Source organism: Brachybacterium halotolerans subsp. kimchii (genome assembly GCF_020792675.1).
In the GTDB taxonomy this organism is placed as follows: Bacteria; Actinomycetota; Actinomycetes; order Actinomycetales; family Dermabacteraceae; genus Brachybacterium; species Brachybacterium halotolerans.
Map to the genome: position 1 here is coordinate 916975 of NZ_CP086254.1, position 24951 is coordinate 941925.

Sequence of the window (24951 nt, forward strand, 5' to 3'; positions counted from 1 at the left end):
CGCCTCCTCGGCTCCCGCCCGCCGTTCCCGTTCCCCACGAGGCCCCCATGACGCATCCGCCGTCCGCACCTCAGCCCCCGCAGCACCCTCCGCAGCGGCGCCCGCTCCAGCCTCCGCCCCGGGAGCAGCAGCAGGCGCCCGGTCGACAGCAGGCGCCCGGGCAGCAGCCGTTCACGGTCCATGGCTCCGCTCCGCAGGGCGGACCGGACCAGCAGGGCCAGGGCCAGAGCCAGAGCCAGGGCCAGCGGCAGCCGGGCGGCCAGTACGTCCATTACGAGCTGCCGCGCCTTTACGACACCTCGAGCCGTCCCGCCGGACCGCTGACCCGTGCGCGCTTCGCTCCCGCACCGGTGCAGCGCCCGCAGCAGGCGCAGCCGGATTCGGCGTGGGCGTCGCAGACCCGCCGCATCCAGGAGGTCCAGCAGCAGCCGAAGGCGGGCATGCCGCTGCCGATCGTGCTGGGCTGGATCCTCGCGGTGCTCCTGGGTCTCGGGCTGCTCGTGCTCCTCACCGTGCTGTTCCTGCTGTACGTGCTGGAGGGCTCGAGCCCCGGCGCCTGGGTGCTCGAGGCCGTCCTCGCCTCGTTCTCCCTCGTCGTCATCATCGGGGTGATCGTGCTCGCGGACCGCTGGGATCCGCAGCCGATCCCCCTGCTGATCAGCGCCGTGCTGTGGGGCGCAGCAGCCGCCGCGGGCACGGCGTACGTGGTCAACTCGGTCGTCTCGATCCTCGCCTACCAGGTGACCGGCGACGAGGGCGCCGCCTCGTTCGTGGGGGCAGTGATCAGCGCTCCCTTCACCGAGGAGAGCGCGAAGGGCCTCGGCCTGGTGGTGCTGTTCCTGGTGGGGCGGCGCTACTTCAACGGTCCGCTCGACGGACTCGTCTACGGGGCCCTCATCGGGGGCGGATTCGCGTTCACTGAGAACATCACCTACTACGGGAGCGCCTGGGACCACGGCGCCGTCACGACCGTCGCGTCGACCGTGGTGATCCGGGGGGTCATCGGCATCTTCGGCCACGCCATCTACACGTCGCTGACCGGCGTGATCATGGGGCTCGTCGCGCGCAAGTGGGGCACCGTGCCGGGCGCCCTCGTCTTCTTCGTGGCGACGTGGCCGGGCATGTTCCTGCACTGCATGTGGAACCTGTCCTCGTTCCTCTTCCCCGGGCCCGAGGGCCTGATCATCATGCTGCTGCTCGAATTCGCGCTCTCGGCCCTGTGGCTCGGTCTGATCGTCGTGCTGGTCTGGGACGAGTCGCGCCTGACGCGCGTGCGTCTGGGCGAGTACGCGAACCTCGGCTGGCTCACGCACGAGGAGGTCACCATGCTGGGCACCTGGAAGGGACGGAGGGAGGGCCGCTCCTGGGCGCGCACGATGGGCGCCCTGCCCGTCATGAAGCGCTTCATCCGGGAGTCCGCGGAGCTGGCCTCCACCCGTCAGCGACTGCTGGCCGACGGGGCGAGCCCGAAGGCCACCGCACACGAGAGGGAGCTGCTGGACCGGCTCACGGTCAACCGCCGCGAGCTTCTCTCCCGGGCCTGAGGTCGTCCGGGGTCTCGCCGAGGGCCTCGGCGGGAGCCATCCCGCGGCCTCGCAGACGGTCCATCTCCCGTCGGTCCTTCTTGGTGGGCCGGCCGGCGCCGCGGTCGCGGCGGGGCGGCGCCGCGAGCAGCTGCGGCGCGGGCTCCGGCGAATGGTCCTCGTAGGCCTCGCGGGCGACGGGCGCGCCGACGCGCTTCTCGAGCAGGCGGGTGACCACGACGATCCGCTCGCGTCCGGGACGGCGCACCCGCAGCTCGTCCCCCACGGAGATCCGCTGCGAGGCCTTCACGAGGTCGCCGTCGCGGCGCACGTGCCCGCCGCGGCAGGCCGCCGTGGCGGCCGAGCGCGTCGGGAACAGGCGCGCGCTCCACAGCCACACGTCCGCTCGCACGGCCGTCGGGCCCGTCGGGCCCGTCGGACCCGATGCCCCGTGCGGTCCCTGTCCGCCGCTCATGGCACAGCGACCTCGCGCACGAGCGGCCAGGGATCGGCCCGTTCGAGCTGGGCGGCGAGGGCGAGCAGGAGGTCCTCGTCGCCGCCGCGCACGGCGCCCAGCTGCACGCCGAAGGGGAGCTCGACGCCGTCGATCTCCTCCCTGTGCAGGGGCACCGACATCGCCGCGCGCCCGGTCATGTTCCAGGTGCTCGTCCAGGGGGTGAAGGCGCACTGGGCGTCGAAGTCCGCCTCGGGATCCTCCAGCTGCAGGTCGGCGGGGAATGCGGGGGGCGCAGCGAGGGACGGGGTGATCACGACGTCGAGGCCGTCGAAAGCCTCCCCCACCTCGCGGGCCAGCATCTGCATCCCCGCGAGGGCGCCGGTGACGGCGCGGCCGTCGTACTCGCGCCCGCGCTCGCGCAGCCAGCGGGTGAGCGGCAGGAGCAGGGTCTCGGCCTCGGGCGGGAGGTCCATGGCGGCGGCGCCGACGGTCCACAGGGGCATGAACGTGCGCCAGCGCGTGGTGTCGAAGGGCGCGGGCACCGTCGTGACCTCGTGACCGAGCGCGCGCAGCAGGGAGCTCGCGCGCTCGACGGCGCGCAGCGCGGCCGGGTGCACGTCGGTCGCGATCGCGAGGGGCTCGGTGAGCACGCCGATGCGCAGGCCGCTCCCGCTGCCGTCGGTGCCGGGCAGCCCGCCGGAGGCCTGCTCGAGCGGTGCGAGACAGCCATTGCGAGGGGCACGTCGGCCCCAGGCGTCGCCGGGGCGCACATGGGCGATCAGGTCGAGCCCGAGGGCCGCGTCGCGCACGGTGCGGGCGAGGATCCCGTCGGTCACCAGGCCCGGCCCCTCGGCGCCGTGCGGCCCCGGGGAGACCAGCCCTCGCGAGGGCTTGATGCCGACGATGCCGCAGCACGCGGCGGGGATGCGTATGGAGCCGCCGCCGTCGGACCCCTGGGCGATCGGCACGATGCCGCTCGCGACGGCCGCGGCCGCTCCCCCGCTCGAGCCGCCGGCGGTGCGGCGCGTGTCCCAGGGCGTGCGGGCGGGCTCCGTGGTGGCCGGCTCGGTGTAGCAGGGCAGGCCGAACTCGGGGGTGGTCGTCTTCCCGATGGTCACGGTGCCCGCGTCGAGGATGTCCTGGGCGACGCCGTCGGTGACGTCCGCGCGTGTGCCGGCCAGGACCGCGCTGCCCGCCTCGAAGGGCTCGCCCTGGATCCGGGTGAGGTCCTTGATGGGCAGCGGCACACCGAGCAGGGGGCGCGTGCGCGCGAGCGCATCGCGCTCGGAGTCGCTGCGCGCGGAGGCGAGCTCCTGGGCGGCCGCCTCGGCCTGGGTGCGGCTGCGATCCTCGAGCAGATGCGCGAAGGCGCCGACACGGGGGCCGATGGAGCGTGCCTGTGCGAGGACCCTCTCGGTGTGCTCGCGGACGTCGACCTCTCCGTCGCGCAGCGCGCGGGCGAGGGCGAGGGTGTCGAGGCGGAGGGGATCCGCCGCGGGCATGGTCATCGGAGGTCCTCCTGCATCGCGGGATGCCAGGATCTCACGCGGGCGCCCGGCGCGGGGCGGGCGATGTCCGGCCCGGGCGGACGCTGTGCGGCGCGGGGCGACGGGAGCTCAGCCGCGGCCCGGGAGGTGCCCGCGCACGTGCTCGACGATGCCCCGGGAGGCGGCCTCGATCTTGCGCGCGGTGTCCTCGAAGTCGCTGCTGTCGCCGTACCAGGGGTCGCGGATGCCCAGGTCATCCGGGGCCTCGGGATCGAACTCGCGCAGCATGTGCAGGCGATCGGAGACGCCGCGCCCGCCGATCCGCTCGAGCGGCCCGACGTGATCGTGGTCCAGGGCCAGCACCAGGTCCACGTCCCGCAGCTCCTCCGGGGTGACCTGGCGCGCCCGGTGGCCGGAGGGGTCGAATCCGAGCTCGCGCAGCTTCGCCCCGGCCCGAGGATCGATGGGTTCGCCGGTCTCCCAGCTCGTGGTGCCCGCGGAGGAGACCTCGACCTGGTCGGCCAGACCCTCGTCCTCGAAGGCGCCGCGCAGCATGTACTCGGCCATCGGCGAGCGGCAGATGTTGCCGGTGCACACGGTGATGATCCTGAAGGTCACGCGTCGCCCTCCCCCGGCTCGCGGCCGGCCTCATCGGTGGGACGCTGCGTCGACCGGGTCCCTTCGGGGTGCCGCTCGAGGTAACCGCGGGCGAACCAGCAGGTCGCCTCGACGTCCAGGCCCTCCTCGGCGGTCTCGGTGAGAGCCTCCCGCACGAGGGCGGTGCCGATGCCCTGGCCCCCGTGCTCCGGGGAGACGACGGTCGAGCGCAGGTCCCGCACACCCTCGGCGCTGCCCGGGCCGTACTGGAGGACACCCACCAGGCGGTCGTCCAGCAGCGCCTCGAATCTCTCCCGGTCCGCCGCGTGCGCGATGCGCAGTCCCTCGACGATCCGTCCCCGTGCTCCCATGGGGCATCACGGTACACTGCCGGTCATGCCCGCGCCCCTGATCTGGCACATCACCGAACGCTCCTCCTGGGACGCGGCGGTGCCCACCGGGCGCTACACGTGCTCCACCCGCGGCCGCAGCCTCGCCGAGGTCGGCTTCATCCACGCCTCCTGGCCCGAGCAGATCTCGATGGTCGCCAAGCGCGTCTACCCGGATCGGCCGACGGACCTGGTGATCCTCGAGATCGACGTGCAGCGCGTGGAGGCCGCGGGCATCGCCGTGGACGTGGAGGAGGACTCCCGCGGCACCGGCCGCTCCTATCCGCACATCCGCGGCCCCGTGCCGATCAGCGCGGTGGTCCGCCTGCGCCGCACCAAGTGGCTGGGTCGGGAGTTCGTGGTCGTCGCCTGAGCGTGGCGCGCGAGAGGGCACTCCCTCGTCGTCCCCCGCCGGACGTAGCATCGGGCATGGCCCGATATCTCGACATCCATCCCGTGGACCCGCAGCCGCGCCTGATCGAGCAGACGGTGCGCGTGCTGCGCGACGGCGGGCTGATCGCCTACCCCACCGACTCCTGCTACGCCCTGGGCTGCGCCCTCGAGGCGCACGAGGGACTCGAGCGCATCCGCCGCATCCGGCAGGTCGGCTCCGATCACGACTTCACGCTCGTGTGCTCGGACTTCGCGCAGCTCTCGCAGTTCGTGCTGGTCTCCAACCCGACCTTCCGCCTGGTCAAGAACCTGACGCCGGGGCCCTACACGTTCATCCTGCGGGCCACCAAGGAGGTGCCCCGCAGGATGGCCCACCCCAAGAAGAAGACCGTGGGGGTGCGCATCCCCGACAGCCGCGTGGACCGGGCGCTCGTGGAGGCCCTCGGCGAGCCGATCGTCTCCTCGACGCTGCTGCTGCCCGGCGAGGAGACCCCGCCGTCGCAGGGCTGGCAGGTCCAGCAGGCGCTGGACCATCAGCTCGACGTGATCATCGACTCCGGGGACGTGGGCACCGAGCCCACGAGCGTCATCGACCTCACCGGTGACGTCGCCGAGATCCGTCGCGAGGGTGCGGGGGACCTCTCGCTCCTGCAGTGAACCGCGCACCGCGGACGTCTCAGGACTGCGCCTCGGCCTCCGTCGTCGGGGCCGGGCGGGCGGAGAGCACTCCGGAGAACACGAGGATCCCGAGCGCGTAGAGCGGCACGAGCCACAGCGCGAAGCGCAGGGTGAGCGCGTCGGCGAGGGCGCCGACGATCGGCGGCGTCACGAAGAAGCCGATGCGGGCGAACCAGCCGACGACGGTGATGCCGAGTCCGTGCGGGACCCCCTCCATCTCGTCGGCCGCGCGGAAGGCCGCCGGGAATAGGGTCGCGATCCCCCAGCCGGCGCACGCGAAGCCGATCAGCGCCGTCGCCGGATGCGGGAAGATGAGCGCCATCGCCATGCCCGCGCCGCTGAGTAGCGCGCCGATCCGCGCGGTGAGGCGGTCGCCGAGGCGGTCCACGACGCCGTCGCCGAGGAAGCGGCCGACGGTCTGCGCGCCCTGCAGGGCGACGAAGGCGAGGCCCGCGAGGAACGGCGTCGCCGCGAAGGTGTCGCGCATGAACAGGGCGCCCCAGGTGTTGCCGGCGTCCTCGGTCGCTCCCGCGAACACGAGCACGAGTCCCAGCGCCGCGATCAGCAGCAGCCCGCGCAGGGTGCTCGCGCGCGTCACCCCGCCGGCCGTCGTCGCGCCGGTTCCCGCCGTCGCGTCATCGCCCGACGTCCCAGCTGCGCCCGACGTCGCGTCGGCCGTCTCCCCGACAAGTGCCTCCTCCGTCGCCGCCGCAGGGGCCGCGGCGGAAGCGGCCGACGGGGCGGCGAGCCCCGCCTCGAGGGCCGCGGGCCGCCGTTCGGTGGAGTCGTGGCCGGTGAGGAGGAAGCGCCTGCTGCCCAGGGCGAGTGACCCGAAGAGCACGAGGCCCACGAGGCCCTGGATCCACAGCGGCACCTCGAGCTGCGCGCAGACCGATCCGAGGATGCCGCCGGTGACGGCGCCGAGCGACCACCAGCCGTGATAGCTGTTGAGGATCGAGCGCCGGTACCGGCGCTCGACGCGCATGCCGTGGGCGTTCATCGACACGTCGGTGATCGAGTCGCTCGCGGCCGCGAGGAACAGCGCGGCCGCGAGCCACAGCCAGGTCGCCGAGGTGTAGACGAGCAGGTGGACGGTGCTCGCGACGACCTGGAAGGCGACCGACACCCTCGCCGAGCCGAAACGGGCCATGAGCGGGGCCGCCAGCAGCCCGGCGGCGAGCCCGCCGATCGGCCCCAGGCCCACGGCCAGGCCGAAGGACCCGTTGGACAGTCCGATGGACTCCACGAGCTGCGGGTAGCGCGGGAGGATCGCGCAGAACGACGCCCCGTTGAGGAAGAAGATCAGCGAGACGGCCCAGCGCGCGCGGCGGGCGTCGGCGGCGACGGGTGCACGGGGCGGGCGGGTCTGGCGCGAGGAGCGGGACGAGGTCACGGTCACCCAGGTTTCCGGATCGGTGCGGGGGCGGGACGAGGCGAGGGGGCGAAGACGGGCGGGACGAGGACGGGCCCCGCTCTCCGACGGCGGAGAGCGGGGCCCGTCGGCGCGGTGCGGGGCCCTGCGGCGGGCCATGGCCCTGCGGCGGGCGCCGCGCGCGGTCAGCGGTGGCGCGGCTGCGGACTCAGCGCAGCAGCGCGGGTATCGCCTGGAAGGCGAGGAACAGGGAGAGGATGCACATGAGCAGCCCGATCACGAAGAGGAACCACGCGATCGTGTAGAGGCTCATGACCCACAGGCCAGCGATGAACAGGCCGAACACGACGATGAACAGCACCCACGTCACCACGGGGTTGTGGGCGGAGGGCGTGCTGGCCTCCTCGCTGGGCTGCTGCGTGTGCGGGTCGGTGGCGGAGCTCATCATTCCTCCAGGGGGTACGGCGGGGACGTCCCTCATCCTAGACCAGCACGGGCCCCGTCCGCGCATGCGGGCACGCTGCCGATCGCGGTGACGAGCGCCTCGAACAGCCCGTCGCCCTCGCGGTCGAGCTCGGGGTGCCACTGGACGGCCAGCACCGGCGATCCGCCGGTCGCCTCGAGGGCGAGCGGGAGCCCGCTCGCGTGGTGGGCGACGGCGCGCAGGCCCTCGCCCACGGTGCGCACGCCCTGATGGTGGAACGCGGTGACCTCGGGGCGGGTGCCGACGGCGAGCGCCGTGTCGCTCGCCGCATCCACCTCGACCTCGACGCGGGTGGGGCGCTCCCCGGTCACGGGGTGCTGCGGGAGGTCCGCGGGAAGGTGCTGGTGGAGGTCCCCGCCCTCGGCGACCGTGATGATCTGCAGACCGCGGCAGATGCCCAGGACCGGCAGGCCCACGCGCCGGGCCGACTGGTAGAGCGCGGTCTCGAAGGCGTCGCGCTCCGGGGCGGGGGTCATGTCGGTGTCACGGACCTCGGCGCCGTACAGCGCGGGGTCGAGGTCGGCGCCGCCGCTGAGGACGATGCCGTCGAGCTCGGCGAGCTCCTCGTCGGTCCACGCGTCCTGCGGGGCGAGGATCACGGGCCGCGCGCGGGCACGGCGGATCGCCTCGACGTAGTGCTCGGTGAGCACCACCGCCTCGTGGCCCTCCCAGGCGCCGGACATCAGGCGGGACGTCCCAGCGGTCACGCCGATGAGCGGGCGACGAGTGCGCTCGGCCATGAGAGGTCCTTCCTGTCCGATGCCGGAGTCCGGCGATCCCGATGCTGTGGCGCCGGCCCCGGTCGGGCCGACGGAGTCCATATCACTCCCCCGCGCGGCGCCCGGTCCACGTGTATGGCCGAATGTGACGGGCTCTGGTAGGAATCCCCCATGACGCCCGACCATCCGGATCCCTCCTCCGTCCTGGACCGGCCCGAGGTGCTCGTCATCGAGCACGAGACGGACTGCCCTCCCGCAGTGCTCGCCGAGGTGCTCGAGGCCGAGGGCGTGACCCTGCGCCTCGTGCGCGCGCACCGCGGCGATCAGGTGCCGGACGATCTGCGCGGCGTCGAGGGTCTCGTGGTGCTCGGCGGCGGCATGGACGCCGACGACGACGCCGGCCATCCCTGGTTCCCGGCGGTGCGAGCGCTCGTGCGCACCGCGCGCGACCGCCGCGTGCCCACCCTGGGCATATGCCTGGGTGCGCAGCAGCTCGCCCTCGCCCTCGAGGGCGCCATGGGTCGGCGCGCGGTCGCGGAGGTCGGGATCCTGCCCGTCGTGCCGACGGCCGAGGGCAGGGATGATCCGCTGATCGCCGCGCTCGGCGACGACCCGCGGGTCCTGCAGTGGCACCAGGATCAGATCACCGCGCTGCCGCCTGCTTCCCGGCTGCTCGCCTCCGGGACCGACGGCGCCGTCCAGGCCTTCGTCACCGAGGACCTCGCGTGGGGCGTGCAGTTCCACCCTGAGGTGACGCCCGAGGTCGTGGGCCGCTGGGCGGAGACGAGCGACCTGCTGCCCGAGGGCGTGACGCCCGCGCAGGCCGCGGCGGCCGTCGACGAGGCGCAGGGGCCGCGCGCGAGCTGGCGGGCGCTGCTCGCGGCCTTCGCCCGCATCGTCCGCGGCGACTGACGCCGCGCTGCGGCGCGGGCGCTGGACCTCGGGAGCCCGGCACCGCGCGCTCAGCCCAGGGCGAGCACTCCGGCGTTGGCGAGGATGGCCTGCTCGTAGTGGCCGCGCAGCTGGTCGGCGAGCGCGCTCCAGGAGCGCTCCCGCACGGACTCGAGCGCGGCGCGGCCCATGGCCTCGCGCTTGGCGTCGTCGAACAGCAGGTCGGCGGTGCGGGCACGCAGCTCGACGAGGTCGCCGGGCGCGTACAGCCAGCCCGTGCGGCTGGGGTCGATGAGGTCGATCGGCCCGCCGGCGCGCGGGGCGATGGCGGGCAGGCCCGAGGCCATCGCCTCCTGGATCGTCTGGCAGAAGGTCTCGTGCTCGCCGGGGTGGATGAACAGGTCGGCGCTCGCGAGATGGGCGGCCAGGTCGGCGCGGCGGCGGAATCCCACGAAGCGGGCGCGCGGCATGGCCTGCTCGAGCTCGGCGCGCTCGGGCCCGTCACCCACGATCACCAGGCGCACCCCGGGCATGTCATGGATGACGCGCAGGTCGCGCACCTGCTTCTCGGGCGCCAGGCGCCCCACGTAGGCGACGACCCTCTCCGTGGGATCCGCGAGCTCTGCGCGGAGTGCCCGGGAGCGGGCCGTCGGACGGAACTGCTCGGTGTCCACGCCCCGGCCCCAGAGCCGGATGCGCGGGATCTGGTGGGCGGCGAGCAGATCACGCGAGGCGGTCGACGGGGCGAGGGTCAGGGTCGCGCGCTGGTGGAGGTCGCGCAGGATCTGCCAGCAGGCGTTCTCGAGGAAGGGCAGTCCGTAGGCGGCGGCGAAGCCGGGCACGTCGGTCTGGTAGACGGCGACCACGGGCAGGTCCAGCTGGCGGGCGGCGATCACGGCGCGCCCACCCAGCACGATCGGGGAGGCGAGATGGACGACGTCGGGCGCGTGGGCGGCGATGGTGCGTCGCAGGGAGGTCGCGCTCACGGTCGCCACACGGATCCCGGGATAGCCCGGGAGCGGCAGGGACGGCACCTCGTGGATGGGCACCCTCGCGCCGCAGGCGGTGGTCAGGGAATCCGGGGCGCCCGCGTGGTGGGGCGCGATCACGGAGACGTCGTCCCCGCGGGCTGTCAGCTGGTCGGCCATGTGCAGGACGGAGCCGGTCACGCCGCTCATGTGCGGCAGGAACGTCTCGGCGATCACGAGTATCCTCACGCCCTCAGCGTGTCCCGCAGTGGGATACCGCAGGACACGCCGGCGTGACGTGTCGGCGACGTTCATGCGAACGTCGACCGAGGATCGGACCGGTCCGGACCGGGTCGGTGCAGACCGGACAGCGTGATCGGGCGAACCGGGTCGGGCGGCCCTCAGAGCCTCGCGGAGGCGATCGCGGCGCCCTGCACGAGGGAGTCGAGCTTGGCCCAGGCGATGTCCGGGTGGATGCGCCCGCCCAGCCCGCAGTCGGTCGAGGCGATCACGCGCTCGGGGCCGACGAGCTTCGCGAAGCGCTCGATGCGCTGGGCGACCAGCTCGGGGTGCTCGACCACGTTGGTGGAGTGGGAGACGATGCCGGGGACGATGACCTTGTCCGCGGGCAGCTCGAGGTCCTCCCACACGGTCCACTCGTGCTCATGGCGCACGTTCGCGGCCTCGAAGCTGAAGTACTTGGCGTTGATCTCGAGCATCGTGGGCGCGAGGTGCGCGAACTCGAGGTCGGTGGTGTGGGGCCCGTGCCAGGAGCCCCAGCACAGGTGGAAGCGGACCTGCTCGGCGGGGATGCCCTCGAGGGCGCGGTTGACCGCGTCGACGCGCTTGCGGGTGAAGGCGAGGTAGTCCTCGACGGTGGGCTCGGGGTTGATCTGGTCGAAGTTCTCGGCGATCGAGGGGTCGTCGATCTGCAACAGCAGCCCGGCGTCGGCGATGGCGCGGTACTCGGGGCGCATGACCTCGACCCAGGCGTCGAGGAAGGCGTCGACGTCGCCGTAGTGGTCGTCCTGGATGCGGCTGCCCGATCCGGGCGAGAGGGTGTTGAGGAATCCCTGCTCGATGCCGTGCGCGCCGAGCGCCTCGCGCAGGTTCGCGGCGTCCTGGGCGACCAGCTCGCGTCCGAGCTCGGTGAAGGCGACCTCGCCGGTCGCCGCGGGGAACACGTGCTGCTCGCCGAGCGAGATCCCGGAGGCCGGGTCGGCGTAGGCGTCGGCGAAGCGCACCCAGTCGCGGCGGTCCGCGAAGGAGGTCAGGCGCACGTCGCCGGGCGCGGAGCGCACGGGCTCCTGGCTGCGGTGGTCCACTCCCGTGATCTGCAGTCCGCTCACGCGGTCGAAGATGTAGCTCCACCAGGTGCCGTAGTTGTAGGCCGATCCCATGGCGTGGCCGTACTCGCCGTCGTTGGGCACGGAGATGCCCACGCGCTGCTGGCGCGCGACGATGTCGTCGACCGCGGAGGCGAGGATCTGACGGAACTCGTCGGTGATGATCGGCGTGACGCCGTCATCGGCGACCTCGCGCCGCGCATTGGCCTCGATGAGCTCGGGCGTGCGCGGGAGGGAGCCGGCGTGGGAGGTGAGGATCTCGGTCATGACCGCAGGCTACGGGTGCCCGCGCCCTCGGCCGAAACCGGATGACACGCAGGTTCATGCGGCCGCCGACGGCCGACGTCGGACGTGGGATCGCGGGACCGCGGCGCCTCAGGACTCCGCGTAGGCCTCGGGGCTCTGGCAGGTGCACACGAGGTTGCGGTCGCCGTAGGCCTGGTCGACGCGGCGCACCGGCGGCCAGTACTTCGCGGCGATCCGCATCTGCACGCTGTCGTGGCGACGACTCTGCGCGATGTCCTCCCGCGAGGCGTGCACGCCCGGGTAGACGGCGATCTCCCGCGAGTAGGGGTGCGCCCAGTCGTCCCGGGCGATCGACTGCGCGGTGTGCGGCGCGTTCACCAGCGGGTTGTCGTCCTTCGGCCAGGCGCCGGAGGCGACCTGCTCGGCCTCCTCGGCGATCATCAGCATCGCGTCGACGAAGCGGTCCAGCTCCGGAAGGTCCTCGGACTCGGTGGGCTCGACCATGAGCGTCCCCGCCACGGGGAAGGACATGGTGGGCGCGTGGAAGCCGTAGTCGATGAGGCGCTTGGCGACGTCGTCGACGGTGATCCCGGTGCGCGCGGTGAAGGGGCGCAGGTCCAGGATGCACTCGTGGGCGACGAGGCCGTTCTCCCCGCGGTAGAGGATGTCGAAGACGTCCTTCAGGCGCGCGGCGACGTAGTTCGCGGCGAGCACCGCGGAGGCCGTGGCGTGCCGCAGACCCGCCCCGCCCATCAGGCGGATGTACGCCCACGGGATCGGCAGGATCGAGGGCGAGCCGTAGGGGGCCTGGGAGACCGGCGCGCCGCCGTGGACGGTCGCGGGGTGCCCGGCCACGTAGTGCTCGGGGTTCTGCATGAGCGGATGGCCCGGCAGGAACGGCGCGAGGTGCGCCTTGGCCGCGACGGGGCCGACGCCCGGGCCGCCTCCCCCGTGGGGGATGCAGAAGGTCTTGTGGAGGTTCAGATGGGAGACGTCGCCGCCGAACTCACCGGGGCGGGCGACCTCGACCATGGCGTTCATGTTCGCGCCGTCGACGTAGACCTGTCCTCCCGCGTCGTGCACGAGCTCGCAGACGGTGCGCACCTGCTGCTCGTAGACGCCGTGGGTGGAGGGGTAGGTGATCATGATCGCGGCGAGCTCGTCGCCGTGGTCCTTGATCTTCTGCTGGAGGTCGTCGACCTCCACGTTGCCCTCGGCGTCCGAGGCCACGACCACGACCCGCAGACCCGCGAGGACCGCGGAGGCCGCGTTGGTGCCGTGGGCGCTCGCGGGCACGAGGCACACGGTGCGCTCGGAGTCGCCGCGCGAGAGGTGATAGGCGCGGATCGCGAGCAGACCCGCGTACTCGCCCTGGGAGCCGGCGTTCGGCTGCAGGGACACGGTGTCGTAGCCCGTGATGTCGGCGAGGAAGCGCTCGAGGGAGTCGATGAGCTCGAGGTACCCCTCGACGTCCTCGCGCGGGGCGAAGGGATGCACGGCGGCGAACTCGGGCCAGGTGATCGCGCTCATCTCGACGGCCGCGTTGAGCTTCATGGTGCACGAGCCCAGCGGGATCATGCCGCGGTCCAGCGCGTAGTCCTGGTCGGAGAGGCGCCGAAGGTAGCGCATGAGAGCGGTCTCGGAATGGAAGGAGGAGAACACCGGGTCGGCGAGGTAGGCGCTCGTGCGGTGCAGCTCGGCGGGCCAGCCCGCGCCGATCTCCGGGAGCCCGTCCTCGTCGACCGCCTGCGAGGAGCCCGACCCGTCGGCCCCGATCCCGCCGGGGACCGAGGACTCCGCGGGGGCGAAGCCGTCGAGGACGCCGACGAGGGCCTCGAGATCGCCGGCGTCGGTGGTCTCGTCGAGGCTCAGGCGCAGGGTGTCCGCGTCGACGACGCGCACGAGGTAGCCGGTCTCGGCGAGCGCGGCGGCGATCTCCTCGGCGCGGCCGGCGACGCCGACGGTGAGAGTGTCGAAGAAGGCGTCGTGCGCGAGGGGGAAGCCGCTGCGGGAGAGCGCGGAGGCGAGGTCCGCGGTGCGCGCGGCGACCTGCCGGGCGATGCGCCGCAGCCCGTCGGGCCCGTGGTGGACCGCGTACATCGAGGCCATCACGGCCAGCAGCACCTGGGCGGTGCAGATGTTGCTGGTGGCCTTCTCGCGGCGGATGTGCTGCTCGCGGGTCTGCAGGGCCAAGCGCAGCGCAGGATTGCCCTCGGCGTCCTGGGAGACGCCGACGAGACGGCCCGGCAGCTGACGCTCGAGGCCCTTGGCCACGGACATGAACCCGGCGTGGGGGCCGCCGAAGCCGAGCGGCACGCCGAAGCGCTGGGAGGAGCCGATGGCGACATCCGCGCCGAGCTCCCCGGGCGGGGTGAGCAGGGTGAGGGCGAGCAGGTCGCTCGCGAGGATCAGCTTGCCGCCCGCGGCGTGGACCGCCTCGGCCAGGGGCTGCGGGTCCCACACCAGTCCCGAGGCGGCGGGGTACTGGGCGAGCACGCCGAAGGCGCCGTCCTCGAGGGCCGCGGCCGCGGAGGCCGGGTCCTTGAGGTCTGCACTGACGAGCTCGATGCCCACGGCCTCGGCGCGGCCGCGGACCACGGCCTCGGTCGCGGTGAACACATCCTCGTCGATGACGAAGCGGGCGACCTTCGCGCGGGTCGCGCGGCGCGCCAGCAGCATCGCCTCGGCGGCGCTCGTGGCCTCGTCGAGCATCGAGGAGTTCGCGATCGGCAGGCCGGTGAGGTCGGCGATCACGGTCTGGTAGTTCAGCAGCGCCTCGAGGCGGCCCTGGGAGATCTCCGGCTGGTAGGGCGTGTAGGCGGTGTACCAGGCGGGGTTCTCCAGGACGTTGCGCTGGATGGCCGCGGGGGTCACGGTGCCGTAGTACCCCTCCCCCAGCAGCGGCGTGCGCACCGTGTTGGCGCGCGCGAGCCCGCGCAGCTCGGAGAGCACCTCCGTCTCGGTCGCACCGTCACCGAGGGCGTCGTCGGTGCGGGGATCCAGCAGGATCGTCCCGGGCACGGCGGCCTCGAGCAGGGCGTCGAGATCGGCGACGCCGACGGCCTCGAGCATGCGGCGCTGGGCGTCGGGGTCCGTCCCGACGTGGCGGTGGACGAAGGCGTCGTGGGGGAACGGGCTGGCGGTGCTGGTCATCGACGTGGGTCGCCTCATCGGGTGTCGCGGATGGGAGGGGTGCTGCGGTGCGGGAGGACCCTGCACGGGGAGGGTCCCGGCCGGGAAGGCCGACGGGCGGACCGAGGGAACGAGGGGCCCGTCGCCCGATGGTGGACGGGGCGGCGCGGATGCGTCCCCGTCCGCCCGGTCACTCGCCGACGGAGTCCTTGTACTCGGCCTCGTTCATGAGGTCCGGGGGCAGGGAGAGGAAGGAGGCCTTGATGAGCCATCCGTCCTCGAACGGCGAGGAGTTCACGAGCTCGGGCGAGTCGACGACGGCCTGGTTGGCCTCGGTGACGGTGCCGTCGAGCGGGGCGAACAGGTCGGAGACGGACTTCGTGGACTCGATCTCGCCCATCTCGGTGCCGGCGCTGATGCTCGCGCCGACCTCGGGAAGATCGACGTAGACGACGTCGCCGAGCTGGCCGGCGGCGAAGTCGGTGACGCCGATGACGGCGATGCCGTCCTCGTCGACGCGGACCCATTCGTGGTCCTTGCTGTACAGGAGTTCGTTGCTCATGGTCGGTCCTTCCGGGACGGGGCGATGGTGGAGCAGGGGTCGGGAGCGGCAGTCAGGAGCGTCGGTAGAAGGGCAGGGCGGCGACGGTCGCGGGCAGGTCCTTGCCGCGCACGTCGATGATCACCTCGGTGCCCTCGGCGGCGGCCGACGGGTCGAGGTAGGCCATGGCGATGGGGTGGCCGAGCGTCGGGGAGAGCACGCCGGACGTGATCTCGCCCAGGTCCTGGCCCTGTGCGTCCCGCACGCGGGCACCCGCGCGCCCGGCCCGTCGGCCCTCGGCGACCAGGCCCACGAGCACGGGCCTCCCGCTGGGGTCCGAGGCCTCGATGGCCGCGCGGCCCACGAAGTCGCCCTTCGAGGTGAGGGCGACGACGCGTCCCATGCCCGCCTGGGCGGGGAGGGTGTCGCGACCCAGCTCGTGGCCGTACAGCGGCATCCCGGCCTCCAGGCGCAGGGTGTCGCGGCTGGCGAGGCCGCAGGGGGTGAGCTCGGCGCCGCCGGCGGCGACGACCGTGTCCCACAGGGCGCGGGCGTGGGAGGAGGGGACGTAGAGCTCGAAGCCGTCCTCGCCGGTGTACCCGGTGCGGGCGACCAGCAGCTCCTCGCCCTCGAAGGTCCCCGCGAGCACGCGGTAGTACTTGAGCTCGGCGATCTCCTGGATGTTGACGCCGGTGCGCGCCCCCACGAGGGCCCGGGTGACGATGTCGGCGCTCGCGGGGCCCTGCACGGCGATGAGGGCGACGTCGGCGGAGCGGTCCTCGACCTGGACGTCGAGCCCCGCGCTGCGCTCGCGCAGCTGCGCGGCGACGACGTCGGCGTTGGAGGCGTTGGCGACCACGAGGAAGCGCTGCTCCCCCAGGCGGTAGACGATGAGGTCGTCGACGATCCCCCCGTCCTCGGTGAGCATCAGCGAGTACTTCGCACGACCCTCCGAGATGCCGGACAGCTTGCCGGCGAGCGCCCGGTCCAGGGCCTCTCCGGCCTCCGGGCCGACGAGCTCGATCTCCCCCATGTGGCTGAGGTCGAAGATGCCCGCGTGCTCGCGCACGGCCTTGTGCTCGGCCAGATCGGAGCTGTACCGCACGGGCATCTGCCATCCCGCGAAGTCCGTGAACGTCGCGCCCAGCTCCTCGTGCACGGCGTGCAGCGGGGTGGTGCGCTCCATGGCCTCGGGCATCTGCTCTCCTGATTCGTGCGGGGCTCTCCCTCGCAGGTGGGAGGGGTGAGCCGGGAGACTCGCGACCGCGTCATCGCGGCGCGGATCTCACTGTACCGGGGCGGGACGGGTAGGCTGGCACGGTGACTCGGGAAGGTACGTGGGAATGGCCGATCACGATCCGCGGGCAGCGTGTCGTGATCCGCGCCCCGCACGACGGAGACCGGTCGGAGATGATCCGGCTGATGACCGATCCGATCACCCGCGAGTACCTCGGAGGCTCCGTCGACTACGCGTCCCGCCAGGCCCTCGAGCTGTCCCCGCTGGGGCTGAGCTGGGGGCACTGGGTGATCGACCGGGCCGACGACGAGGACCGCATGATCGGGTCCATCACCCTGGACTACGACCGCGGTGAGCTCGAGCTCTCCTATGCGCTGCTGCCCGAGGCCACCGGCCAGGGCCTGGCGGCGGCCTCGTGCCGCCAGCTGCTCGCCTGGGCGCAGGAGAACCTCGAGGACGACCACGTCATCGCCGTCACGCAGACCCGCAACAAGCGCAGCGTGTCCCTGCTGCAGCGCCTGGGCTTCACGGTGCGCCGCGGGCTCGAGGAGTTCGGCTCCCAGCAGCTGATGATGGAGCGCTCCCTGGAGACCGCCCTTCCCAGCGCCGAGGAGATCGCCGCCTTCGTTCCGCCCCACGCCCCCGCATCCTGGCGCTGAGGCCCCGGGCCTCCCCGCCGTCCGCAGCCCGCAGCTCCGCACAGCACCCGCTCCACAGCACGTCACAGCACTGCACGACCCACCGACCCACCGACCCAGGAGGTCCCCATGAGCACGTCGTCCGCAGCAGCCGCCCCGTCGGCCCCCACCCGCACCCTCGCCGACGGGACCGAGATCCCGCTCATCGGCTTCGGCACCTCCTCGACCAAGGGCGTCGAGGGCGCCGAGGCGATCGCCGCGGCCCTGCGCGGCGGCTACCGGCTCATCGACACCGCCGCCCAGTACGGCAACGAGGCGGCCGTGGGCGAGGGCCTGCGCGCGAGCGGCCTCGATCCGGCCGACGTCTTCATCACCACGAAGGTCGCCGGCGGCGACCAGGGCCGCGAGGCCGCTCGCGGCGGGGTGCTCGAGTCCCTGCGCCGTCTGGGCCTGGACAGCGTGGACCTCGTCCTCATCCACTGGCCGAACCCCTCCCGCGGCCTGGCCCTGGACACCTGGCGCACCCTGCTGGACCTGCGCTCGGAGGGCCTGATCCGCCACGCGGGCGTCTCGAACTTCCGTCCCGATCAGCTGCAGGAGCTCTTCGACGCGACCGGGGAGTGGCCGGAGGTCAACCAGATCCAGCTCTCCCCCGCCCTCCAGCGCCACGACGCCGCCGCCTTCCACGACGAGCACGGCATCGTCACCGAGGCCTGGGGACCGCTCGGCGGCCGCGAGGGCCTCGGCGAGCAGTTCGCGATCCGGAAGGTGGCCGACAAGCACGGCGTCGCCGTCGCGCAGATCGCCCTGCGCTGGGCCGTCGACCAGGGCATCGTCGTGATCCCGAAGTCCGCGAACCCCGAGCGCCAGCGCACCAACCTCGACCTGGGCGCCGTGGCGCTGGACGACGAGGACCGCGCCCTGCTCGCCACGCTGGACCTGGGCGAGGACGCCGCCTGGGACTCGAGGACCCACGAGGAGTGGTGACCCCCCGGTTCCGTCCGGACCCCTCGCAGCGGCTCGTTGTCCTCAGCGGGGCGGGGCTCAGCGCCCGCACCGGGGTCGGCACCTTCCGCGGGCCCGACGGGCTCTGGGCCCTCTCTCCCGACCTCGAGAGCGCCATGCACGCCGATGCCCTGCCCGGATCCCTGCCCGCGCTGTGGCGCGTGTGGGGCGGGATGGCGAAGGTCGCGGCGGATCACGGGCCGACGCCCGGCCACTACGCGATCGCCCGCATGGGCGCGCCCGTGATCACCCAGAACGTGGACGGCCTGCACCAGGCGGCGGGGTCTTGCGACGTGAGCGAGCTGCACGGCCGCGCGTACGCGGCGGTCTGCACCGGCCCCGACTGCACGTGGGAGGCCCCGCTGACCCCGGGCGAGGGCGATCGCGCCGAGGACCACGGCGCGCCCTCCCGCTGTCCCGTGTGCGGGAGCCCGACCCGGCCCGACGTCGTGCTGTTCGACGAGATGCTCCCCGAGGCCGCGCTCTCGCGCGCGCAGGCCCTCGCGATCTCGGCCGACGTGTTCGCGGTGGTCGGCACCAGCGGCACGGTGTTCCCGGCCGCGGCGCTCGCCCCGCTCGCGCGCGAGCACGGCGCGACCACGGTGCTCATCGACATCGATCCTCCGCGGGACCCGTTCGTGCGGGCCGCCTTCGACCACGTGATCGCCGAGGACGCCCATCAGGTGCTCCCCGATTGGGAGAGCCATCGCGACGGCGCGACGAACCCCTTCCTCGAGCCCTTCGGCTGAGCGCGACCGCTGGTCGGGACCAGGAGCGCGGCCGCGGGTCAGATCCAGATGGCGGGGTCGACGAGCTCCTCGGGATGGGCGCGCTCGCGGCGCACCCGTGCGGGGACCCCGACGGCGGTCGCATGCGCGGGGACGTCGGCCACGACCACCGCGTTGGCGCCGACCTGCGCCTCATCGCCGATCGCAACCGGGCCGAGCACGCGGGCGCCCGCCCCGATGACGACGCCGTCACCCACGGTGGGGTGGCGTTTCGTGCGCTCCATGGAGCGTCCGCCCAGGGTCGCGCCGTGGTAGAGCATCACGTCATCGCCCACCTCGGCGGTCTCCCCGATGACCACGCCCATGCCGTGGTCGATGAAGAAGCGCCGCCCGATGCGCGCGCCCGGGTGGATCTCCACGCCCGTGACCGAGCGGGTGGCCTGGGCGAGCAGCAGCGCGGGCAGCCGCCCGCCCCGCCCCGCGCCCCAGAGGCGGTGGGCGAGGCGGTGCGACCAGATCGCGTGCAGACCCGGGGAGGTCAGCAGCACCTGCAGGTCGGAGGTCGACGCGGGATCGCGGTGGCGCGCCGCGGTGACGTCCTCGCGGACGGCCGCGAGCGCGCCGCGCAGGTCCGCGGCACCGGATCGTCCGTCCAGCGACGCGGCGGTCCCGCGCACGAGCCCACCGCGTCGGCCGCTGCGGGCGCGGGAGAGGAGGCCCATGCGGACCTCAGTCCATGTACTCGGCGTACAGCGGGGTCGTGAGGTAGCGCTCGCCGAAGGAGGGCACGATCACGACGATCCGCTTGCCCGCGAGCTCCGGGCGCGAACCCACGCGCACGGCGGCCTCGATCGCGGCGCCCGAGGAGATGCCCACGAGCAGGCCCTCGCTGCGGGCGATCGAGCGGGCACGCTCCATGGCGGTCTCCGCGTCGATGTCGATGACCTCGTCGTACACGTCGGTGTCCAGCAGCGCGGGCACGAAGTTCGCGCCGAGGCCCTGGATCTTGTGGGGCCCGGGCTGGCCGCCGTTGAGGATCGGGGACTCGGCGGGCTCGACGGCGACGATCCGCACGCCGGGCTTCCGCTCCTTGAGGACCTGGCCGACGCCCGTGATGGTACCGCCGGTGCCGATGCCGGCGACGAGGACGTCGATCTCGCCGTCGGTGTCCTCCCAGATCTCCTCCGCGGTGGTGGTGCGGTGGATCTCGGCGTTGGCCTGGTTCTCGAACTGCTTGACCTGGACGCCGCCGGTCTCCTCCGCGACCTCCTGCGCCTTCTCCACGGCGCCCTTCATGCCCTTGGAGGCCTCGGTGAGCACGAGCTCGGCGCCGAAGGCGCGCAGCAGGGCGCGCCGCTCCTTGGACATGGACTCGGGCATGGTCAGGACGACCCGGTACCCGCGCGAGGTGCCGATCATGGCCAGGGCGATGCCGGTGTTGCCGCTCGTGGCCTCGACGATCGTGCCGCCCTCCTGGAGCTGGCCGGAGCGCTCGGCCGCGTCGATCATGGCCACGCCGATGCGGTCCTTGACGGAGGCGGCGGGGTTGTAGAACTCGAGCTTCGCGACGACGTCGGCGACGACCTCGTCGCCCAGGTGGTTCAGGCGCACGAGCGGAGTGCGGCCGACGAGCTCGGAGACGTTCTCGAAGATGGGCATGCGTGTTCCCTTCCGTCCGGGGCGGCGATTCCGGCGCACCGGCCACCACCCAAAGGTCTGCTTAAGGCGAGTATAAGGGCGCTCCCTGCGCAGGTGCAGGGACCGACGATCGGCGGATCCTCCGTGCGCTCGGCGCTCCGTAGCGTGGAGCCATGGACCCGCATCCCCAGGCCCCGACCGCTCCCCCGGCTCCTCCCACGCCCCGGGCGACGACCCGCGCCCCGGCACCGTCGACCCACGTGCGGAGCCTCGTCCTCGTGCTCGTCGGCGCTCTCGCGCTGCTGGCGCTGCTCGCTCCCCTGCTGGCCCCGGGCGCGCTCGCCGCTCCCCCGGGCTCCGTCGAGATCGACGACGCGCAGGGAGTCATCGATGATACGGATGCCCTCGAGGGCCGACTCCAGGACATCGACCTCCGCGAGGCCGCCGCTCCCGTCGACCTCAAGGTGGTCACCCTCGACATCTCCGGGCACGACGCCGACCCGTCGGCCGATACCGGGCTGAACGACGCGGTGCTGCACTTCGCGAGGTCCGAGCACCCCGACTGGATCGACGGGGAGAAGTGGGCCGACGGCGTCGTGATCCTCGCGATCGACCCGGACAACCGGAAGGTCGGGACGTACGCCGGGGAGGACGTCAAGCTCTCCGACGGCGACTTCGAGGACGTGCAGGACGCGATGAAGGACGACGCCTCCGACGGGGCGTGGGCGGATGCCTTCGACGCGGGCGCCCAGAAGTACGCCGACCTGTTGGGACGCCCCTGGTGGCGGAGTCCGGGCGCGATCATCGGCGCCTTCATCGCGCTCGTCGCCCTCGGCGCCGGGGCCGTGGCCGCGCTCGCCCGCGGGGCCGGCAGCCGCCGCCGGGTCCGCACCGCCCGCGAGCGCTTCGACAACGTGCGCGCGAAGCGGCAGGAGACCGATCAGGCCGCCTCCCGGATCCCGCGCGACTCCTCCTACGGGGCGACGATCCTCGCCGACGTCGAGGACTATCGCCGCGCTGTCGACGAGGCGGAGACCACCTCCTCCGCACTGCCTGCCCGCCCGGGACCGCTGTGGGGCATCGGCCCGGCGTCGGCGCGCCGGGCGAAGGAGTTCGCGACGTCGGTCGAGGTCGCCGATCGCGCCGACGACACCATCATCGGCGCGGCCCGGCTCCTCGGCCGCTCGGGAGACTTCCGGAGCGCATGGGAGGAGGAGCAGCGCCCGCTCGACGAGTCGCTGGCCGCGGTCGAGCAGACGATCGCGGAGGTCCTCGACCCCGCCGACGCTCACACCGAATTCGACTCCGACTCCGACTCCGACACTCACGGGGAGCAGGGCGCCACGACGGACTCCGACGCGGCCGCCGGCCTGCGGTCCACGGCCCGGCAGGTCTCGAGCGACCTCGAGGAGGTCTCCACCGCCTACCTCGACGGCGGCATCAGCCCGGACGACGCGCTGGAGAGGCTCGACGAGCTCACCGAGCGGCTGTCCGTGGCGAGCGAGCGCCTGCGCGACGAGGCCATCGGCGTGCGCACACAGGACGAGGACGAGGCGAAGGTGATGCGGGACGCCGAGCCCGAGCACTTCACCAGCGACTTCCCGACCTCGGTGCGCGGCCGGCAGTTCGCCCGGCACCCGCAGGACTACGTCTCGGGATACTCGCTGAGCCCCGTGCTGTGGACGGGCGCCTGGTACGGCGGTGCCACGACGGCGCTGGACACGCACCGCAATCCGCCGGCGTCCTCCGGGAGCACGAGCGGGTACTCGGGCGGCGGCTTCTCGGGAGCCGGCAGCTCGAGCAGCTTCTGAACCGGGGCCGTCGGGCGACGGGTCAGTAGACCATCCCCATGACCTCACGCACGTGGGCGAGGGTCTCGTCGGCCGCGGCGTTCGCGCGCTCGTTGCCCGCGCGCAGCACCGAGAAGAGGTAGCCGGGGTCCTTCTCGAGCTCGGCACGGCGCTCGCGCAGGGGCGCCAGGTGCTCGTTGAGGACCTCGGCGGTCATCACCTTGAGGGTGCCCGCGCCCTTGTCGCCGATCTCGGCGGCGATCTCCTCGGGGCTGCGCCCCGTGGACAGCGAGGCGATGGTCAGCAGGTTCGCGACCTCGGGACGGTTCTCGGGATCGAAGGTGATCTCCCGCTCGGAGTCCGTCTTGGCCTTCTTGATCTTCTTCGCGGTCTCCTCAGGGCTCATGCGCAGCATGACCGTGTTGCCCAGGGACTTGCTCATCTTGTGGCTGCCGTCGAGCCCCAGGATCGTGGGCGCCTCGGAGAGCAGCGCGTCGGGCTCGGGGAAGTACTGCTCCCCGCCCGCGTAGCGCTCGTTGAAGCGGCGGGCGACCACACGGGTCTGCTCGATGTGGGGCAGCTGGTCCTTGCCCACGGGCACCAGGTTCCCGTGGCAGAACAGGATGTCCGCCGCCTGGTGGACGGGGTAGGTGAGCATGAGCCCGCCCATCGCCGACTTGCCGGCGGCGGCGAGCTCTGCCTTCACGGTGGGGTTGCGCTCGAGCTCGGGCTGGGTGACGAGCGAGAGGAACGGCAGCATCAGCTGATTCAGCGCGGGCACCGCGGAGTGCGTGAAGATCGTGGCCTGCTCCGGGTCGATGCCCGCGGCCAGGTAGTCGGTGATCAGCTCGCGCACCGAGCCCCGGATGTCGCCGAGCACCTCTCGGTCGGTGATGACCTGGTAGTCCGCGACGATCAGCCAGGTCTCCACGCCCGCCTGCTGCAGCCGCACCCGGTTGCGCAGGGAGCCGAAGTAGTGGCCGATGTGCAGCGCGCCCGTGGGGCGGTCCCCGGTGAGCATCCGCAGCCCGCTGGGGTTCGTGCGGATCTTCTCCCACAGCGCGTCGCTGCGAGTCTGCGCGCGGCGGTAGCTGGCGTCGCTGATGCCGGCGGCGTCGGAGTTCTCGGGGGTCTGGGCCGTCTCGGTGTTCTCGGTGGTCACCGATCCATGCTATCGGCCCGAGTCGCCGGTCCCGACGTCGGCCCCAGGCCGCCCACGAGACCCGGGTGCTCATCGCCTCCCACGAGGACGACGCGACCGGCCTGCGAGCGCTGCCCGTGGACACGACCCTGTGGCCGCGCACCGCCGGCGCACGCTGAGATCCGTGTCCCACCTGGGAGAGAACGCGTGAGCGCCCGGTAGGATCCCACGCATGCCTTCGTCCCCCCCGACGGCCGATCCGGGCTTCGACGTCGTCGTGCTCGGAGCGGGTCTGAACACCCTGAACCTCACGATCGCGTTCCATCAGGAGTACGGGATCGTGTCCACACTCGTGTGCCGCGTGCCCGTGGCGATGAACGAGCGCACCGTGACCGCGCGCAGCATCGTGCTGGGCGCGGACGCGAGCGACGAGGAGATGCGCGACGTGCTCGTCGAGCTCGCGCAGCAGCGTCCTGCGGGTCGTCCCGCACTGCTGCTGTGCAACGCCGACTCGCTGGTCGCCTTCATCGACGCCCACCGGGCCGATCTCGAGGAGCACTACCTGCTCTCCCAGGTCGACGCCGCGCAGCTCGAGCGCCTCGCCGACAAGGCCGAGTTCCAGGAGATCTGCGAGGGTCTGGGCATCGCGACCCCGCCCACGAAGGTCGTGGACTTCGCACGGGCCCGCGACGCGGACTGGGACGGAGAGGACCCGCTGCCCTGGGCCTATCCCTGCGTGGGCAAGGCCGCGAACACCGCCGAGTACGGCCGGGTGTCCTTCCCCGGCAAGCGCAAGGTGTTCTTCCTCGAGAGCGAGGAGCAGCGTCTGCGCCTGGTGCGCAGCCTGCGCGACGCGGGCTTCACGGGCCGCTTCCTGTTCCAGGACCTGGTCCCGGGCGACGACACCGCGCAGCGATCGATCACTGCCTACCGCTCGAGCCGCGGACGCGTCACCCTGCTGTGCGCCGCACAGGTGCTGCTGGGCGAGCACACGCCGGAGGCCCTGGGCCGTCCGGCCGCGATGATCACGGGCGCCCACCCGCAGCTCGTCGAGGCCGCCTCGCGCTTCCTGGACGCGGTGGACTACGTCGGCTTCGCGAACTTCGATGTGAAGGTCGATCCGCGCACCGGCGAGCAGTGCTTCTTCGAGATCAACCCGCGGATCGGGCGCAACAACTACTACGTGACCGCTGCCGGCGAGTCGGTCGCCCGGCACATCGTCGAGGACCTCGTGCGCGGGGAGGACATCGACCAGGTCGTGGTGACACGTCCGGTGCTCTACACGATCCTTCCGGTGCGGCTCGTGCTGCGCTACGTGCGCGATGCGCATCTGCGGGCGCGCGTGAAGGACGTCGCCCGCACCGCGCTCGCGAATCCCTTCCTGTACCGTCCGGAAGGGGCCTGGATGAAGGCGTACGCCCGCACCTCCGGCCTCAACTTCGTGCGCAAGTACCTGCGCGTGTACCCGCGCCCGACCGACACCGGGTTCTGACGGGACCGATCCCGTCCGGCCCGTCGGCCGTCCAGCCGACACCCATCAGGCCCGTCGGC

Annotated in this window: 24 protein-coding genes; 9 read left to right on the forward strand and 15 right to left on the reverse strand. The window is 73.0% G+C overall.

What is annotated here, in order from left to right:
* Positions 1–47 precede the first annotated feature (47 nt).
* Positions 48–1544, forward strand: a complete 1497-nt coding sequence (locus Bra3105_RS04150; protein ID WP_228358719.1) for a PrsW family intramembrane metalloprotease — start codon at positions 48–50, stop codon at positions 1542–1544.
* On the opposite strand, the gene Bra3105_RS04155 is transcribed toward Bra3105_RS04150, so the two are convergent.
* From Bra3105_RS04155 to Bra3105_RS04170, 4 genes are all read right to left on the reverse strand, one after another.
* A complete protein-coding gene (locus Bra3105_RS04155; RefSeq protein ID WP_228358720.1) occupies positions 1513–1998 on the reverse strand; it encodes an RNA-binding S4 domain-containing protein in 486 nt (161 codons plus the stop codon). The genes Bra3105_RS04150 and Bra3105_RS04155 overlap by 32 nt on opposite strands.
* Positions 1995–3488 (reverse strand): amidase, encoded by a 1494-nt coding sequence (locus tag Bra3105_RS04160; protein ID WP_228358721.1) that lies wholly within the window; start codon positions 3486–3488, stop codon positions 1995–1997. Before Bra3105_RS04160 ends, Bra3105_RS04155 begins: the two co-directional genes overlap by 4 nt.
* A 108-nt stretch (positions 3489–3596) precedes the next feature.
* On the reverse strand, positions 3597–4085 hold the full coding sequence (locus tag Bra3105_RS04165; protein WP_200501310.1) for a low molecular weight protein-tyrosine-phosphatase: 489 nt from the start codon (positions 4083–4085) through the stop codon (positions 3597–3599).
* The gene (locus Bra3105_RS04170) at positions 4082–4435 is read right to left on the reverse strand and encodes a GNAT family N-acetyltransferase (protein ID WP_228358722.1); all 354 of its coding nucleotides are present in this window, start codon (positions 4433–4435) and stop codon (positions 4082–4084) included. The genes Bra3105_RS04165 and Bra3105_RS04170 overlap by 4 nt, the downstream gene beginning before the upstream one ends.
* Positions 4436–4460: 25 nt before the next feature.
* Here Bra3105_RS04170 and Bra3105_RS04175 point away from each other — a divergent pair, with 25 nt between their 5' ends.
* On the forward strand, positions 4461–4826 hold the full coding sequence (locus tag Bra3105_RS04175) for a DUF952 domain-containing protein (protein ID WP_152353396.1): 366 nt from the start codon (positions 4461–4463) through the stop codon (positions 4824–4826).
* A gap of 56 nt (positions 4827–4882) precedes the next feature.
* Positions 4883–5503: an L-threonylcarbamoyladenylate synthase gene (locus tag Bra3105_RS04180; protein WP_228358723.1), complete on the forward strand. Its 621-nt coding sequence runs from the start codon at positions 4883–4885 to the stop codon at positions 5501–5503.
* A 19-nt stretch (positions 5504–5522) separates the two neighbouring features.
* On the opposite strand, the gene Bra3105_RS04185 is transcribed toward Bra3105_RS04180, so the two are convergent.
* From Bra3105_RS04185 to Bra3105_RS04195, 3 genes are all read right to left on the reverse strand, one after another.
* Positions 5523–6923 (reverse strand): MFS transporter, encoded by a 1401-nt coding sequence (locus tag Bra3105_RS04185; RefSeq protein ID WP_228358724.1) that lies wholly within the window; start codon positions 6921–6923, stop codon positions 5523–5525.
* Between the two features lie 181 nt (positions 6924–7104).
* Complete coding sequence (locus tag Bra3105_RS04190; protein WP_228358725.1) at positions 7105–7341, reverse strand: hypothetical protein; 237 nt, start codon at positions 7339–7341, stop codon at positions 7105–7107.
* 32 nt (positions 7342–7373) lie between these two features.
* The gene (locus Bra3105_RS04195) at positions 7374–8120 is read right to left on the reverse strand and encodes a gamma-glutamyl-gamma-aminobutyrate hydrolase family protein (RefSeq protein WP_228358726.1); all 747 of its coding nucleotides are present in this window, start codon (positions 8118–8120) and stop codon (positions 7374–7376) included.
* A gap of 150 nt (positions 8121–8270) precedes the next feature.
* On the opposite strand from Bra3105_RS04195, the gene Bra3105_RS04200 reads away from it, so the two are divergent.
* A complete protein-coding gene (locus Bra3105_RS04200; RefSeq protein WP_228358727.1) occupies positions 8271–9011 on the forward strand; it encodes a type 1 glutamine amidotransferase in 741 nt (246 codons plus the stop codon).
* A 50-nt stretch (positions 9012–9061) separates the two neighbouring features.
* Here Bra3105_RS04200 and Bra3105_RS04205 read toward each other — a convergent pair whose 3' ends face one another.
* From Bra3105_RS04205 to gcvT, 5 genes are all read right to left on the reverse strand, one after another.
* On the reverse strand, positions 9062–10207 hold the full coding sequence (locus Bra3105_RS04205; protein WP_228358728.1) for a glycosyltransferase family 4 protein: 1146 nt from the start codon (positions 10205–10207) through the stop codon (positions 9062–9064).
* 152 nt (positions 10208–10359) lie between these two features.
* Complete coding sequence (locus Bra3105_RS04210; protein ID WP_200501316.1) at positions 10360–11571, reverse strand: cobalamin-independent methionine synthase II family protein; 1212 nt, start codon at positions 11569–11571, stop codon at positions 10360–10362.
* Positions 11572–11679: 108 nt separating this feature from the next.
* Complete coding sequence (gcvP, locus tag Bra3105_RS04215) at positions 11680–14703, reverse strand: aminomethyl-transferring glycine dehydrogenase (RefSeq protein ID WP_228358729.1); 3024 nt, start codon at positions 14701–14703, stop codon at positions 11680–11682.
* A 169-nt stretch (positions 14704–14872) separates the two neighbouring features.
* Complete coding sequence (gcvH, locus tag Bra3105_RS04220) at positions 14873–15244, reverse strand: glycine cleavage system protein GcvH (RefSeq protein ID WP_200501318.1); 372 nt, start codon at positions 15242–15244, stop codon at positions 14873–14875.
* A 52-nt stretch (positions 15245–15296) separates the two neighbouring features.
* Positions 15297–16421, reverse strand: coding sequence for a glycine cleavage system aminomethyltransferase GcvT (gcvT, locus tag Bra3105_RS04225; protein WP_228358730.1), 1125 nt, complete (start codon positions 16419–16421; stop codon positions 15297–15299).
* A 176-nt stretch (positions 16422–16597) separates the two neighbouring features.
* Here gcvT and Bra3105_RS04230 point away from each other — a divergent pair, with 176 nt between their 5' ends.
* The 3 genes from Bra3105_RS04230 (at position 16598) to Bra3105_RS04240 (ending at position 18852) form a co-directional block, all read left to right on the forward strand.
* Positions 16598–17119, forward strand: a complete 522-nt coding sequence (locus Bra3105_RS04230) for a GNAT family N-acetyltransferase (protein WP_228359599.1) — start codon at positions 16598–16600, stop codon at positions 17117–17119.
* 108 nt (positions 17120–17227) lie between these two features.
* Entirely contained in the window at positions 17228–18085 is an 858-nt protein-coding gene (locus Bra3105_RS04235; RefSeq protein WP_228358731.1) for an aldo/keto reductase, read from the forward strand.
* Positions 18082–18852, forward strand: coding sequence for an SIR2 family NAD-dependent protein deacylase (locus tag Bra3105_RS04240; RefSeq protein ID WP_228358732.1), 771 nt, complete (start codon positions 18082–18084; stop codon positions 18850–18852). Before Bra3105_RS04235 ends, Bra3105_RS04240 begins: the two co-directional genes overlap by 4 nt.
* A gap of 38 nt (positions 18853–18890) precedes the next feature.
* Here Bra3105_RS04240 and epsC read toward each other — a convergent pair whose 3' ends face one another.
* The gene (gene epsC, locus Bra3105_RS04245) at positions 18891–19553 is read right to left on the reverse strand and encodes a serine O-acetyltransferase EpsC (protein ID WP_228358733.1); all 663 of its coding nucleotides are present in this window, start codon (positions 19551–19553) and stop codon (positions 18891–18893) included.
* Positions 19554–19560: 7 nt separating this feature from the next.
* On the reverse strand, positions 19561–20490 hold the full coding sequence (gene cysK / locus Bra3105_RS04250; protein WP_228358734.1) for a cysteine synthase A: 930 nt from the start codon (positions 20488–20490) through the stop codon (positions 19561–19563).
* Positions 20491–20642: 152 nt separating this feature from the next.
* Here cysK and Bra3105_RS04255 point away from each other — a divergent pair, with 152 nt between their 5' ends.
* The gene (locus Bra3105_RS04255) at positions 20643–22280 is read left to right on the forward strand and encodes a DUF5129 domain-containing protein (RefSeq protein WP_228358735.1); all 1638 of its coding nucleotides are present in this window, start codon (positions 20643–20645) and stop codon (positions 22278–22280) included.
* Positions 22281–22302: 22 nt separating this feature from the next.
* On the opposite strand, the gene trpS is transcribed toward Bra3105_RS04255, so the two are convergent.
* Positions 22303–23421: a tryptophan--tRNA ligase gene (trpS, locus tag Bra3105_RS04260; protein ID WP_267062204.1), complete on the reverse strand. Its 1119-nt coding sequence runs from the start codon at positions 23419–23421 to the stop codon at positions 22303–22305.
* Positions 23422–23632: 211 nt separating this feature from the next.
* On the opposite strand from trpS, the gene Bra3105_RS04265 reads away from it, so the two are divergent.
* Entirely contained in the window at positions 23633–24892 is a 1260-nt protein-coding gene (locus Bra3105_RS04265) for a carboxylate--amine ligase (protein ID WP_228358736.1), read from the forward strand.
* Positions 24893–24951 lie beyond the last annotated feature (59 nt).

Coding starts and splice junctions, on each gene's coding strand:
- epsC (WP_228358733.1), bottom strand. CDS start 19,553: ATGGGCCTCCTCTCCCGCGCCCGCAGCGGCCGACGCGGTGGGCTCGTG.
- cysK (WP_228358734.1), bottom strand. CDS start 20,490: ATGCCCATCTTCGAGAACGTCTCCGAGCTCGTCGGCCGCACTCCGCTC.
- Bra3105_RS04190 (WP_228358725.1), bottom strand. CDS start 7,341: ATGAGCTCCGCCACCGACCCGCACACGCAGCAGCCCAGCGAGGAGGCC.
- Bra3105_RS04210 (WP_200501316.1), bottom strand. CDS start 11,571: ATGACCGAGATCCTCACCTCCCACGCCGGCTCCCTCCCGCGCACGCCC.
- Bra3105_RS04180 (WP_228358723.1), top strand. CDS start 4,883: ATGGCCCGATATCTCGACATCCATCCCGTGGACCCGCAGCCGCGCCTG.
- Bra3105_RS04175 (WP_152353396.1), top strand. CDS start 4,461: ATGCCCGCGCCCCTGATCTGGCACATCACCGAACGCTCCTCCTGGGAC.
- Bra3105_RS04195 (WP_228358726.1), bottom strand. CDS start 8,120: ATGGCCGAGCGCACTCGTCGCCCGCTCATCGGCGTGACCGCTGGGACG.
- Bra3105_RS04150 (WP_228358719.1), top strand. CDS start 48: ATGACGCATCCGCCGTCCGCACCTCAGCCCCCGCAGCACCCTCCGCAG.
- Bra3105_RS04155 (WP_228358720.1), bottom strand. CDS start 1,998: ATGAGCGGCGGACAGGGACCGCACGGGGCATCGGGTCCGACGGGCCCG.
- Bra3105_RS04160 (WP_228358721.1), bottom strand. CDS start 3,488: ATGACCATGCCCGCGGCGGATCCCCTCCGCCTCGACACCCTCGCCCTC.
- Bra3105_RS04265 (WP_228358736.1), top strand. CDS start 23,633: ATGCCTTCGTCCCCCCCGACGGCCGATCCGGGCTTCGACGTCGTCGTG.
- Bra3105_RS04235 (WP_228358731.1), top strand. CDS start 17,228: ATGAGCACGTCGTCCGCAGCAGCCGCCCCGTCGGCCCCCACCCGCACC.
- gcvP (WP_228358729.1), bottom strand. CDS start 14,703: ATGACCAGCACCGCCAGCCCGTTCCCCCACGACGCCTTCGTCCACCGC.
- Bra3105_RS04170 (WP_228358722.1), bottom strand. CDS start 4,435: ATGGGAGCACGGGGACGGATCGTCGAGGGACTGCGCATCGCGCACGCG.
- Bra3105_RS04200 (WP_228358727.1), top strand. CDS start 8,271: ATGACGCCCGACCATCCGGATCCCTCCTCCGTCCTGGACCGGCCCGAG.
- gcvT (WP_228358730.1), bottom strand. CDS start 16,421: ATGCCCGAGGCCATGGAGCGCACCACCCCGCTGCACGCCGTGCACGAG.
- Bra3105_RS04255 (WP_228358735.1), top strand. CDS start 20,643: ATGGACCCGCATCCCCAGGCCCCGACCGCTCCCCCGGCTCCTCCCACG.
- gcvH (WP_200501318.1), bottom strand. CDS start 15,244: ATGAGCAACGAACTCCTGTACAGCAAGGACCACGAATGGGTCCGCGTC.